Source organism: Aquiflexum balticum DSM 16537 (assembly GCF_900176595.1).
GTDB lineage: Bacteria > Bacteroidota > Bacteroidia > Cytophagales > Cyclobacteriaceae > Aquiflexum > Aquiflexum balticum.
Genome location: NZ_LT838813.1, coordinates 921424 through 934459 on the forward strand (window position 1 = coordinate 921424; position 13036 = coordinate 934459).

The following is a 13036-nucleotide window of genomic DNA, read 5'->3' on the forward strand; positions in this document are numbered from 1 at the left end:
ATCAGTTGAATTTTTCGCCTCGTTTGATCCACTTATCTATATCAGCTTCACTTTTGTCTGCCGGCAATCCGGGATGTATCACACCTGCTGTACATTTTTCAGCTGCTTTTACCAAATCCTGATATGGTCCAGCATTGGGGTCTTTGATGAAAGCCTTCTTATCGTTGTTGTAGGCAAACATATTGGGATTCAATTTGATGCATTCATCGCACGAGGTACAGAATTCTGTTTCCAACCATGGTGACATGGATTGACCATTGGTTCCAGTGTCGGCTGGTTTGGCTGCTTCCGTTTTTTCTCCATTTAAAGCTAAATCCATAATTCCAGCACCATCATCTCCTGCCATTTTCATCAAACCCTTGGCAATCCTTCCTATCACTTCTGCCCTCACTTTACTTTCAAGATCCTCGACAGGCATTTTGCTTTCAGGTTTTACTCCTGCAATTGCTTTGAGCATGATCCAGAAATCACGTCGCTCTTCGCAGGATTCCACCATCGTCTTGGCAACCAATACGCGGGTGAGGTGCTGCTTTCTGTCAACCGCCCAGATGAACGGGAATTTACCTTCTCTTTCACTCGCTTCCATTTCCAAAAATTCTTCCAGCACCACCATGTTTTCATTCCAAGTGTCACGGGGAGCATTTCGGAAATGCTTTCTGAAACGGGCCTCTGTCAAGGCAAAATCCGCAAATGTCATGGCAACTTCCATCGTTTTTTGACGGTTGTTTTCAATGTATTTGAGTTGGTAGGTCGGCCAGTTTTGATGCATGGCAGGATTACCTTCCAGATCAAAGGCTTCCTCAGGAGTGACTCCTTTGTCGGGATTGTATCGGAATAATGGATAAGCCCTGGACTCCACCGCCAGTTTTGCCTGATGTGCGCCCATGTCATCTGCCACGCCATGTTCAGGTTGACAGGTGGTATAGAGGTTGAACAAAGCAGGGCGCTTGGTCATCAGACCGTCGATAAAGCCTTCAATCATCTGACTGGTATTGGCCAAAGTGCCTTGAAGGACGTAGGTATTTCTATGCGCCATGGCAATCAGTCCTATTTCTTTTCTGGGTTCTGGTTTCCCCTTCCAAACTTTGCCATACTGGGCCATATCAGAAACCTGTCCGATAAATCCCGAGGTACATGCCTGCCCTCCGGTATTGGAATATACCTGGGTATCCACTACTACTACTTTGATCGGCTTACCTGAAGCCATCATACGTGAAAGGTTCTGGAAACCGATATCATACATGGCACCATCCCCGCCTAAGGCGACTACAGGCGGACATAATTTCCATTCTTCGTCGGTAAACTGACCCCAATTGAAGTAGGTGAAGAATTCTTTCTGTTCACGGGCATTATAACTGCCTTTCAGTTCCAATTCCGCTTTACGGATGAGTTTGAAACCATCAGCCATTTTGGACATGTGGCCTTCAAATATACCCATGGCCATGGAGGTGCTGTCCTGAAAGAGGTGGTTGGCCCAAGGGAATGGGTATGGGTTATAGGGGTAAGTACTGCCCCAAACCGAGGTACATCCGGTGGCATTGGTCATACCCATGGTAGAACGGCCTTTTCCGGTGTTTCCTTTGGTGTATTTCCAATGCAGGTGTTTCAGTCCGGTCAGCGTCTGAGAAGTCTCCCTCAGCCATTCTTGGTCTATGGGGGAAGACCCTTTCTCGGATTCCATTCTACTGGCAATTTCTGCCATCGTCAGATCACCGCCCTGCATTTCTGACATAATCTTGGACATCATGTTGGTGTCCAAAATATTGACAGTATTCATGAGTTTCAACTGAATGTGTTTTTCCAGTTTTTCGATCAGTTCTTCAAGATAGGCTATATGTTTTTCTACCCTTGGTATCATCAAAGACTCCACAGTGGCCATAAACAGGTGAACCACTGATTTTTCGGAACAACCCAAGCAGGCACCATCTCCGCTTGCAAAACTTTGGTAAGCATTTTTGTCCAACAAGATGGTTTCCAAAGGACCTATCTTTTCTTCCAAATTATCAACACGGTTGAATTTTTTAGGGGTATTGGGAAGGTCACTCCACACACTCCACTCTTTGCGCAGTCTGTCTACTGACTCGTCCGTCTGCTTCACGATTCTCAATGCATCGTCATCACAGACTGCAATACATTCCATACAGCCTTTGCAGGTATTTGGGTTTACCGTAATGCTGAACAAGCCGCCACTGTTGGGGTTCTTTTTTTCATGCAGGTCATAATAAGGCCTGGTCAAGGCAAATTGAAAATCACCAAGCTCGTCCCTGAACCATCCCAATTCTGTTGAAAGCTGTGAATCTTTTTTCTCCTGGGCAATCACCTCGTCAATGGCTTCATTGATCAGGTTATTGACCGTAACGCCATCATGGGGTTCATTGAAAAGTGTGCGCACCCTGGGCTCTAATTGTTTGACGGTTTTGGGCAAAAACTCGAGCTTATCGTGATTCCTTTTCACCCGCTTCAATACGGTATCCAACACATCTGACAACTCCGTAACCAATCCCGGGATTGCGGTATCAGGACAAACGGTGTAACAGTTACCGCAAGCAGTACAATTTTCGGGCACCCATTCGGGATGCTCAAAACGGATTCCGGTCATGTCCCTGAACAAGGAAGATGCAGCCGGCATTACACTCAATCCAATGAATGGGTCGGTGAGGTTGTCATTGCCCTGACCTGTTTGATAGAAATTCCCGGTCTGTTCCCAGAACCTGTGGATATCACTTAGTTTGGATTCACTCTGCGGGGTTGTTTTGAGAATACTTGGGATGGTTGCTACCAACTGTCCGTTGGTTTTTTCTGTTTGAGCACCAAAGACCTTGTTTTTGATTTCATACACTTCATCAAAACCACGCTTTACTACACGCATGTTGTCATCAACTACGCGTTGGCCTTTGCCGCCAAACTTATGTTGCAATTGGTCTTCGATGGCTTTCAGTAATGCCACATCGGTGAGACCTGCTTTTTCCATCAAAGGTGAAGCCGCAAAGAAAGCGCCTTGGAAGGCAATCCCCTGCATCCTCAATTGTAGTTCAACATCCGATGCCTCTTCTCTGGCAATCTTAAATCCATCTACATAAAATACCCGGATTTCATTGTCAATGATGAGTTTTTGATAATGTTTCGGAATGTCTGCCCAAACTTCATCGGCTGTTTTCCGCTCACTTTGAATGATAAAAGTTCCACCTTTTTTTAAGCCCGCCAAAGCATTGGTATGCTTGAATACATTGGGGTCAGGAGAAAGCACCACATCCACGAAATAGTATTCGCAGTTGATATTGATCGGTTCGGGGGCGGCGGCAAGGTAGTAAGTCGTGGGTTGCCCTTTCTTTTCAGAACCATATTTTGGATTGGCTTTGATGTCATATCCCAACAATTCAAAGAGTGTCATTGCCAGGTTTTTACCTGTTGTAATCGCGCCCCAACCACCTATAGAGTGGAATCTCACCGTGATGGCGCCTTTGGGCATCAGGTTGGGATTTTCAGAACCGTGAAGGGCCAATTCTTTTACCAAAGGATAAGATTCCTGAATGGTTTCCTGATGCGCCCTTTGCTTGGGTGTGAAAGCATTCTCCCGGATAAAATCTATGGACAAATAGAATCTGGTTTTATGCTTTCCATTTGGAAGCATATTCTCTACTGCACCAATGATACCTTCAGGTTGAAGGTCACGGCTACCCATTCCAAATGAACCTGTATACAAGGAAGGCATATCACCGTGAGCGTATGTGGCCAATTCGGGATAGGGTTTGTCTTTTTTAAAGTTCCCGTTTTCAATACATTTTGAAATCACGGCTCGGGTTTCTCTCATAATGGGAGAATCTTCCGCCAATGGCTGATCCAACCTTTCCAGGATGGTCACGCCTTTTCGGCCTTTCAGAATATGGCCCAAAAGATCTGCTGGAAATGGTCGGAACATAACCAAATCCACCACGCCGACTTTAATGCCCCGGGTTTTTCTCAAATAGTCCACCACTGCCTGCGCACTGGGAACGACACTGCCCTGTCCAAGAATCAGATAATCTGCATCTTCGACCTTGTAGGTCATTACCCTTTCATATTTCCGGCCGGTCAGTTTATAGTAATCTTCAAAAGATTGATCTGTCAATTCCCTGATATGGTCAAAGAAAAATGGACGCTGGGCTGCCACACTCTGCATGTAGGAATCCTGGTTTTGGACAATTCCGGCCATCATGGGATTATCAACATCCCAAATCTCAGGAATTCTCCGCCTCATTTCACCATATATCATCCTTTGTGATGGGGTTGGGGTTTTGATGATGTCATCAGGGCGGCCCAGAAATTCCTTGATCAATTCCCGCTCGGGCAACATCAAGGATTCAATCAGGTGTGTGGTCAAAAATCCATCTTGGGCAATTACTCCTGGGTTTAGTGCCAATTCAGCAATACGGTGAGAAATGATATTGAGGTCAGCTACTGCCTGTGCGTTTTTGGCAAACAACTGAAAAAATCCGGTGTCATCAATAGCATGGTAGTCATCATGGCCCGCATGGACGTTGAGCGTGGATTTGGTCATGGCCCGGGCCCCGATGTTGAGAATGTAGGTCAGTCTCTTGCCCACTGCTGCATACAATGATTCGTGCATATAGGCAATCCCCTGACCTGAGGAGAAGTTTGCTGCCCTCAGCCCGGTCATGGAAAGTCCCGCAGTAACTGCTGCCGCAGCATGCTCACCTTCCGGTTCAATAAAAATCAAGGGTCTATCAGAAATATTGAGGTGACCTTTGGCGGCTTCTTCCGCCCAGTATTCTCCCATTTGGGTAGATGGGGTAATGGGATAGGCACCTGCCGCATCTGAGGATTCACGCTCACACATGATGGCAACGGTATTGCCATCGAGGGCTACCCGGGTACCTGGATATTTGAATTGCTTGTTTTTATTTTCCATGACAGTATTTGGATTGTCAGTTTTATTAGTTTTTAAAGAATTGAAGGCTGTTGTATATTTTTCTTACAGGGGTACAAAATCAATTTGGCGTTTGATTGAATAAAGCCAACAAGAAGGAAAAATCCTGGTCAGAATTTCATTGTATGCCCACCAATTTTCGGGTTTTTCCGGCAAGGTTTATAAATTCCTTTGCCGTAGACAAATTGATCATCAGCTTATCTACGTTCTCCGCATCCATTACATAATCGAGGTTCAGATCATTGAATTTGGAATCGATTTTACGGCACTGGATCAAGAGGTCTTGAATTGAATGTGAATTTTGAATCCCAATACCATGGTTGAGTAAAAAACCGGTCATATATTTTTCTATAGCTTTATAGGCATTTTTGCAGGCATTATAATGAACAACATCCTCTTCTGGTCTGCAAAGTTCTTCTTGTGCATTATTGAACATTTCCTCTGCCTCTGTCAGGGTGGTTTTTGATTTTATTTCGTTCATGGCTAAAATTTTAGGGGTTTTATAATCCATCATTTCTGAACAAGGTATCCACATAATCTCTTTAAAAACATGACCTAAATCATTGATTCTCATGATTTGTATCAATGGGGAAGAATCGGTAACAAATTCATTTGAACTCCAAACCTTGTCTATTTGGTTTTGGGTATAAATGCGGATATGCAGAAAGAATCCTCTTGATGAAATTTGGAAAAAGTTTACAAACAGTATAATTGAGATGTAAGGAGATTCTAAAGAGAAGAATGAAATATTCAGCATCATTCAAAGATGTATCCTCTTTCAGTTAAAAACAGACCGGTAGTTTTATTCAAATTGAAAACTTTGCAAGATTTAACTTAAAGCACTGATATCTTTCAATCTTTCAATTTTCAAAACTTCCTTTCACCCATTAAATCCTTAACTTTGAACCATAAGAACCAATCCTAAATTCCCTTATGAACGAAAGGTATATGCAAAGGGGTGTTTCGGCATCCAAAGAAGACGTACACCAGGCAATATCCAAATTGGATAAAGGTCTTTATCCAAAAGCTTTTTGCAAAATAGTAGAGGATACGCTCGGCAACGATCCTGAATATTGCAATATCATGCATGCTGACGGTGCGGGAACAAAGTCTTCGCTCGCCTATATGTATTGGAAAGAAACCGGGGATCTGAGTGTTTGGAAGGGTATTGCCCAAGATGCCATCATCATGAATATCGATGACCTGCTTTGTGTAGGCGCTATCAACAATATACTTGTCTCTTCTACCATAGGTCGAAACAAAAACCTCATCCCTGGCGAGGTTATTTCTGCCATTATCAATGGCACCGAAGAAGTTCTGCAAATGCTCCGTGACCATGGTGTCAATGTGGTTTTGACAGGAGGAGAAACTGCCGATGTAGGAGATTTGGTACGAACCGTTATCGTCGACAGTACTGTGACCTGTAGAATGAGACGGGATGAGGTTATTTCCAATGATAAAATCAAATCCGGTGATGTGGTAGTGGGCTTGGCTTCTCATGGACAGTCAACCTATGAAGACTTTTACAATGGAGGAATGGGATCCAACGGACTTACCTCGGCCAGGCATGATGTATTCAATAAGCTTTTAAAAACAAAATTTCCTGAGAGTTTTGATTCTGCAGTTCCTTCCGATTTGGTTTATACAGGAAAGTATAATCTTACAGATCCCTCTCCTGGATTACCAATCGATATGGGAAAACTGGTCCTTTCTCCCACCAGAACCTATGCCCCGATAATGGTGGATGTGTTAAAATATTTACGGCCAAAGATTCATGGGATTGTCCACTGTAGCGGTGGGGCCCAGACTAAAGTGCTTCATTTTGTAGATAATGTGCATGTCATCAAGGACAACCTTTTTGAAACCCCGCCATTGTTTAAGATCATTCAGGAAGAAAGCGGTACAGATTGGAAAGAAATGTATAAAGTTTTTAATATGGGACACCGAATGGAAATCTACCTGGAGGAAAGGTATGCCGAAGAGGTGGTGGATATAGCAGAAACGTTGGGGGTAGAGGCAAAAATTATCGGTAGGGTTGTCCCTCATGAAGGCAAAAAAGTTACAGTAAGCGGCAAGCATGGAACTTTTGAGTATTGATGATGCAAAGAAAAATCGCCCATAAGGTTTTCAAAACATTTGCATGGATTTTTGGTGTGGTTGTTTTTTTGGCTTTGGTTACATTGACCAAAGTGGATTGGAGAGATTACAGGGATATGGAATATTACGATCAAACCATGTCCCATTTGGATACCTTGAAGTACAAAACCAAAAAAGGTGACATTTGGTTGGCAGGTTGGTCTTCCTTAAATGTGACCCCTGACACTCCGGCAAAGCTCCTGGGTTATAAACCCAGAGGTAAATATCAATTTGTTCAGGACAGCAGTTTTGTCAAATCTTTGGTCATTGGAAATGGAAACTCCACCGTTGCCTTTGTGAATTATGAGCTGATGATAGTCCATCCTTTTCTCCAGGAAAAAATCAACACAGCCATAAAAAAAGAAAATCTACCATTAGACTATGTTTATTTCACTGCTACCCATACCCACAGCGGCATGGGGGGATATATTCCCGGTTTGGTCAGTAAACTAGCTTTGGGCGGAATAGACAAAACGATAGTTTCCCTATTGACAGACAAAACAATTGAGGGCTTAAAAAAAGCAATTTCTGTCAAAGATACCGTCGAAATTTTTTTCCAAAAATCAAGAGCAGATACTCTGGTGGCCAACAGGCTGATCAAAGAAGATCCTGTAGACCCCTATATCCGACAAATCATTTTTGAAAAGAAAAATGGAATGAAAGGATCTTTTATGACTTTCAGTGCCCACCCGACTATTTTGAACTCAAAGTTTATGGGTCTGTCCGGAGATTATCCGCATTATCTCACCAAAATGATGGAGGATAGCGGCTATGATTTTTCACTTTTTGCTGCAGGTACAGTAGGCAGTCATCGGCCTGTGACGAATGGGAAAGCTCCAGAAGATGTGACGGATTATGCCAAAGCGCTTCATTTAAATCTGGAAGGAAACATTGAAAAGACAACAATAATTAACCAAAGTAATATTTCCATGGCCCAATTACCCTTAAACCTCAGAAAGGCACATTTCAGGATTAGGGAAAAAACAAGAGTAAGGCCTTGGATTTTCAATGCACTTCTTGGGGATACCAATCCCCATTTTGACATTATCCAAATCGGGAATGTTTTAATGATCAGTTCCAGTGGGGAAATATCAGGAGTTTTTATGGCAGATTGGGAAGCTTTCGCCAAAGATCGCGGATTGGAATTGATCATCACTTGCTTCAATGGGGGTTATATCGGTTATATTACTCCCGATGAATACTACAACTACCCCTTATATGAAGTCCGGGACATGAATTGGTATGGGCCCTATAACGGTGCCTATTTTGATGAGATCATAAGGAAATTGATCGATAAAGCCGGTTGACCTATTCTTTTTACGTAAAGCTCTAAAAGAACAATAATATCAAGGGTAATATGAATGACGCTTCCAATTTTTGTCTGATGACATCTTTATTGTTTTGATGACTGGAAGAAAACTGAAGGAGGTGGAATAAGACCATAATCAAAAGTAAACTACAATGGATTTTGTAAAAAGAAGGTATCCAGAACAAAAGAATGATCAAAAACCCTGACAGGAAAATTCCCAAAATCCAAACAAGATTGGACAATTGCCTTTTGGAAATAATTACCAAAACAGAACCATACCCATCTATCCTATCCCCTTCCCGATCAAGAAATGAAAGAATCAATAGATTGATGCAGGCCAAAACCGAATAAGCCCCAAAAAAAAGATAGAAAAAATGGTTTAAATATTCTTTTGGGGCCAAAAGCACAGGGACCAAAACAATACCTGCCACATAAAATACCGCAGTGGAAATTTCCTTCAGCCAAGAGGCCCTTTCACCTATCCATCTTATTAATCCCATCCAAAAAATCATCATCAAAGCTAAAACCGATCCCGGTAAAACTATAAATTGGATTTGAGGAAAAAACATCAATAAACACACGCCAAACAAAATCAGGAGTAACCAGATGATAATTATGGATTTAAAATATTGTTGATGAAAGCGGTGCCTTTTGGAAATCGCAGTTCTCCCGGTAAATTTTGCATCCAATAAATGATCAAAAGTATAAATCCCCCAAACGGCCAAGCCTAAAAGAACATAAGTCAAAAACGGACTTTTGACATCCAATAAATCGGAAAAAAAATACATACCCGCACAAGCCCCTAGCACCACGTCTAGAGATAAAAGATTGATGGCAAGTAAAAAATATTTGATCTTTTTCATGGCGACGAATCGAGGAAGTTCCCAAATTTAATTCCTCTTTTGTTTTTCATCCATCTGTATTTTATATATTGAAGCAATCATGGCAGCAGAAGTTGCAAAAGCCATTAAATGAAAAAAGCCACCTATTGGCAGCTTTTAACTTGGTTTATTGTTTTAATATCAATTACCTTCCAACGCATTTGCACCAGCAACAATCTCAAGGATTTCATTGGTGATAGCAGCTTGTCGGGATCTGTTGTATAATAATTTGAGTTCTTTCAACAATTCTCCTGCATTTTCAGTAGCCTTGTCCATAGAGGTCATCCTGGCCCCGTGTTCTGAAGCATTGCTTTCAAGAACAGCTTTATAAAGCTGCGTTTTCAAAGCCGTTGGAACCAAATCCTGAACCACATATTCCTTGGAAGGTTCAAGGATATAATCGGTACTTACTTCTTTCTTTTCTGAGGCATCAACACCCATAGGAAGGAATTGTTCGACAGTGACGTCCTGAGTAGCTACATTTCTGAAATGGTTGTACACCATAGCTACATGATCGAATTTCCCTGATTCAAAACCTTTCATGGCATAAAGTGCAATTTCCCTGACTTCATCGTATTTCACATCTGCGAAAATTCCATAATAATCAGAATTGATTTGGTATCCTCTTTTTGAAAAATATTCAAAAGCCTTTTTTCCTAGGGGAAGTATCGTGACGTCGGCGGCTTTAAATCTATTTTCCAATAAGTAAACAGCTGCTTTAATAGCATTGGAATTGAAAGCTCCGCATAGGCCTTTATCAGAGGTCATGACTACCAACAAGACACTTTTGACTTCTCTCTGTTGTGCATAGACCACATCCAACTCACCTCCCATTCCGGATATGACATCATTGAGAATAGAGGTAAGTTTTTGAGAATAGGGACGCATTTTCAATATCCTATCCTGGGCCCTTCTCAGCTTTGCTGCAGCTACCATTTTCATGGCTCTGGTAATCTGCTGGGTAGAAGTGACCGAGGTGATCCTTTGCTTTACTTCCTTAAGGTTGGCCATAAGATATTATTGTAAGAAAAGAAATATTTTGTAAATAAATCCGGAGAAAACGGGTTGTCTCCGGATTGATTGGTTAAATTATTGTTTGGCATACTTGGCAGACAAATCCTTGGCTGCTTGTTCCAGGATTTTTCCGGCCGCATCGATATCATTCTTAAGGATCAATTTCAAAGCCTCAGGATGACTGCTTCTCAGGAGATTGAAAAACTCTGCTTCGAACTGTCTTGCTTTCTCAACCGGGATGCTATCCATAAATCCTTTGGTGGATACATAAATAATCGCAACTTGGTATTCAACCGGAACCGGAGCATATTGTGGTTGCTTAAGAATTTCCTGATTTCTTCTTCCCCTTTCAATAATTCTCTTAGTTGATGCATCAAGATCAGAACCAAACTTGGAGAAAGCTTCCAATTCACGGAACTGTGCCTGATCAAGTTTTAGTGTACCGGCCACTTTTTTCATAGACTTGATCTGCGCATTACCCCCAACCCTCGATACAGAAATACCCACGTTGATAGCAGGACGGATACCGGAGTTGAAAAGGTTGGTTTCCAAGAAAATCTGACCATCAGTGATGGAAATAACGTTAGTTGGAATATAAGCAGATACGTCACCACCTTGGGTCTCAATGATCGGTAAAGCTGTCAATGAACCTCCACCTTTTACCAAGTGCTTGATGGATTCAGGTAGGTCGTTCATTTGCCTTGCAATTTCATCAGAATCATTGATTTTGGCGGCTCTTTCCAATAATCTTGAGTGCAGGTAGAATACATCACCCGGATAAGCTTCACGTCCCGGAGGTCTTCTCAATAATAAGGAAACTTCGCGGTAAGCAACTGCTTGCTTGGAAAGATCATCAAAAATAATCAAAGCGGGTCTACCTGTATCTCTTACAAATTCACCTATACAAGCTCCTGTAAATGGTGCATAGAACTGCATTGGCGCCGGATCTGATGCTGATGCTGATACGACTACTGAATATGGAAGTGCGCCGCCTTTTTCCAAAGCTGATACTATACCTGCTACTGTTGAAGCTTTTTGACCGATAGCTACATAGATACAGAATACGGGCTCGCCTCTTTCGTAGAATTCTCTTTGATTCAAAATAGTATCAATGGCCACAGCGGTTTTACCGGTCTGACGGTCACCAATGATGAGTTCACGCTGTCCTCTTCCGATCGGAATCATGGAGTCAATCGCTTTGATACCGGTTTGAAGTGGTTCGGTTACCGGCTGACGGTAGATTACACCGGGAGCCTTTCGTTCCAAAGGCATTTCGTACAAATCACCTTCCAATGGCCCTTTTCCATCAATGGGATTGCCCAAGGTATCCACTACCCTGCCCAACATACCGTTACCCACCTTGATAGAGGCAATTTTCTTAGTTCTTTTTACATTGTCACCTTCTTTGACCAATTTGGAATCACCAAAAAGTACCGCACCAACATTGTCTTCTTCCAAGTTGAGAACCATGGCCTTAAGACCATTGTCGAACTCCAACAATTCACCGGCTTGGGCTTTGGTAAGTCCATATATACGTGCTACACCATCCCCAACTTGGAGGACGGTACCCACTTCTTCAAGTTCAGTATCAGTCTTTGCATTAGAGAGTTGTTCTCTCAAAATGGCTGAAACTTCATCAGGTCTTATTTGTGCCATTGTATTTTTGTATTAATATTTTTCTTGATTACTAGTATAATTTAACGAAATATCTCTGTGCAAACTTCATCCTTGCCTTTCTCAATTTGCCACTGATAGAATCATCCCAAAGTTTATCACCTACCTTGAGAACAAATCCTCCAATGAGGTCTTTGTCGATCTTTTCAACCAATTCTACCTTTTCCAGACCTGAAATTTCCTTGACAAGATTGATTATTTCTTCTCTTAGATCTTCTGTCAAGGGCAAGGTCGTGGTAATTTCAGCCACTTGAATATTCTTATAGACATTATATTGTCTTAAAAATTCCTTCGCGGTGGAAACCAAAACATTGGATCTTTTTTTTCTGGTGACAAGGTCAAAAAAGCTAATGGTCAATTTATTGGCTGATTTTCCGAGCAACAATTTTAAGATATTAAACTTTTTATCATAATTGATCACCGGACTATCCAAAGCTAATCCAACTGACCTGTTCTCATCAACAATGGATAAAAATGTCTTGAAATCTCCTTTAACTGCCTCAAGCACGTTATGCTCTTCAGCAAGTTCGAGAAGTGATTTGGCGTATCGGGATGCAACTCTGATATTCGACATATTAATTTAGCTTGATATCCTTCACCAATTCCTCAACCAGTTTTTGCTGGGAAGCATCAGAAGTAAAGTTTCTTTTCAATAATTTCTCTGCCACTGCCAATGATAAGATACCTACCTGGACTTTTAACTCTTCCAAGGCGGCAAGTTTTTCTGTCTCGATGGCAGCTTTTGCCTTTTCAAGCATCAATTGTCCTTCTTTTGCAGCCAGATCTTTTGCTTCTTCTACCATTTGTTTGGAAGTTTCGCTGGCCTGAAGCAACATTTTATCTCTTTCAATCTTGGCTTCATGAATTATTCTTTCATTTTCCGCTTTAAGATTGGCCATTTCATTTCTGGCAATTTCTGCTGATTTCAGTGCTTCTTCAATGCTTTTTTCCCTTTCGTCCAATGCCGCAAGAATTGGTTTCCAGGCATACTTCGAAAGCAGGAAAAGAACGATCAAAAATCCAAGGGCGGACCAGAATATCAATCCCAATCCAGGTGTAATGAGTCCCATATTGATTTAATTTATTAGATTAACT

At 41.9% G+C, this 13036-nt stretch carries 9 protein-coding genes; 2 read left to right on the top strand and 7 right to left on the bottom strand.

Annotated elements, in window-relative coordinates; genetic code table 11:
• Position 1: 1 nt before the first annotated feature.
• Together B9A52_RS04125 and B9A52_RS25830 are read right to left on the bottom strand one after the other, a co-directional pair.
• Entirely contained in the window at positions 2 to 4909 is a 4908-nt protein-coding gene (locus B9A52_RS04125; protein ID WP_084119116.1) for a 2-oxoacid:acceptor oxidoreductase family protein, read from the bottom strand.
• A 136-nt stretch (positions 4910 to 5045) separates the two neighbouring features.
• Positions 5046 to 5408 carry a HEPN domain-containing protein gene (locus B9A52_RS25830; protein ID WP_172805163.1) on the bottom strand — a complete coding sequence of 121 codons (363 nt, stop codon included), beginning with the start codon at positions 5406 to 5408 and terminating at the stop codon, positions 5046 to 5048.
• A gap of 452 nt (positions 5409 to 5860) precedes the next feature.
• Here B9A52_RS25830 and B9A52_RS04135 point away from each other — a divergent pair, with 452 nt between their 5' ends.
• Positions 5861 to 7024: an AIR synthase related protein gene (locus tag B9A52_RS04135; protein ID WP_084119118.1), complete on the top strand. Its 1164-nt coding sequence runs from the start codon at positions 5861 to 5863 to the stop codon at positions 7022 to 7024.
• Positions 7024 to 8370 carry a neutral/alkaline non-lysosomal ceramidase N-terminal domain-containing protein gene (locus B9A52_RS04140; protein WP_084119119.1) on the top strand — a complete coding sequence of 449 codons (1347 nt, stop codon included), beginning with the start codon at positions 7024 to 7026 and terminating at the stop codon, positions 8368 to 8370. The genes B9A52_RS04135 and B9A52_RS04140 overlap by 1 nt, the downstream gene beginning before the upstream one ends.
• A 22-nt stretch (positions 8371 to 8392) precedes the next feature.
• Here B9A52_RS04140 and B9A52_RS04145 read toward each other — a convergent pair whose 3' ends face one another.
• The 5 genes from B9A52_RS04145 to atpF form a co-directional block, all read right to left on the bottom strand.
• A complete protein-coding gene (locus B9A52_RS04145; protein ID WP_084119120.1) occupies positions 8393 to 9235 on the bottom strand; it encodes a UbiA prenyltransferase family protein in 843 nt (280 codons plus the stop codon).
• A gap of 159 nt (positions 9236 to 9394) precedes the next feature.
• Positions 9395 to 10264 carry an ATP synthase F1 subunit gamma gene (gene atpG, locus B9A52_RS04150; protein WP_084119121.1) on the bottom strand — a complete coding sequence of 290 codons (870 nt, stop codon included), beginning with the start codon at positions 10262 to 10264 and terminating at the stop codon, positions 9395 to 9397.
• Between the two features lie 78 nt (positions 10265 to 10342).
• Positions 10343 to 11923, bottom strand: a complete 1581-nt coding sequence (gene atpA, locus B9A52_RS04155; RefSeq protein ID WP_084119122.1) for a F0F1 ATP synthase subunit alpha — start codon at positions 11921 to 11923, stop codon at positions 10343 to 10345.
• Between the two features lie 31 nt (positions 11924 to 11954).
• The gene (gene atpH, locus B9A52_RS04160; protein ID WP_084119123.1) at positions 11955 to 12515 is read right to left on the bottom strand and encodes an ATP synthase F1 subunit delta; all 561 of its coding nucleotides are present in this window, start codon (positions 12513 to 12515) and stop codon (positions 11955 to 11957) included.
• A 1-nt stretch (position 12516) separates the two neighbouring features.
• Positions 12517 to 13011: a F0F1 ATP synthase subunit B gene (gene atpF, locus B9A52_RS04165; RefSeq protein WP_084119124.1), complete on the bottom strand. Its 495-nt coding sequence runs from the start codon at positions 13009 to 13011 to the stop codon at positions 12517 to 12519.
• Between the last annotated feature and the right edge of the window lie 25 nt (positions 13012 to 13036).

Coding starts and splice junctions, on each gene's coding strand:
- B9A52_RS04125 (WP_084119116.1), bottom strand. CDS start 4,909: ATGGAAAATAAAAACAAGCAATTCAAATATCCAGGTACCCGGGTAGCC.
- B9A52_RS25830 (WP_172805163.1), bottom strand. CDS start 5,408: ATGAACGAAATAAAATCAAAAACCACCCTGACAGAGGCAGAGGAAATG.
- B9A52_RS04135 (WP_084119118.1), top strand. CDS start 5,861: ATGAACGAAAGGTATATGCAAAGGGGTGTTTCGGCATCCAAAGAAGAC.
- B9A52_RS04140 (WP_084119119.1), top strand. CDS start 7,024: ATGATGCAAAGAAAAATCGCCCATAAGGTTTTCAAAACATTTGCATGG.
- B9A52_RS04145 (WP_084119120.1), bottom strand. CDS start 9,235: ATGAAAAAGATCAAATATTTTTTACTTGCCATCAATCTTTTATCTCTA.
- atpG (WP_084119121.1), bottom strand. CDS start 10,264: ATGGCCAACCTTAAGGAAGTAAAGCAAAGGATCACCTCGGTCACTTCT.
- atpA (WP_084119122.1), bottom strand. CDS start 11,923: ATGGCACAAATAAGACCTGATGAAGTTTCAGCCATTTTGAGAGAACAA.
- atpH (WP_084119123.1), bottom strand. CDS start 12,515: ATGTCGAATATCAGAGTTGCATCCCGATACGCCAAATCACTTCTCGAA.
- atpF (WP_084119124.1), bottom strand. CDS start 13,011: ATGGGACTCATTACACCTGGATTGGGATTGATATTCTGGTCCGCCCTT.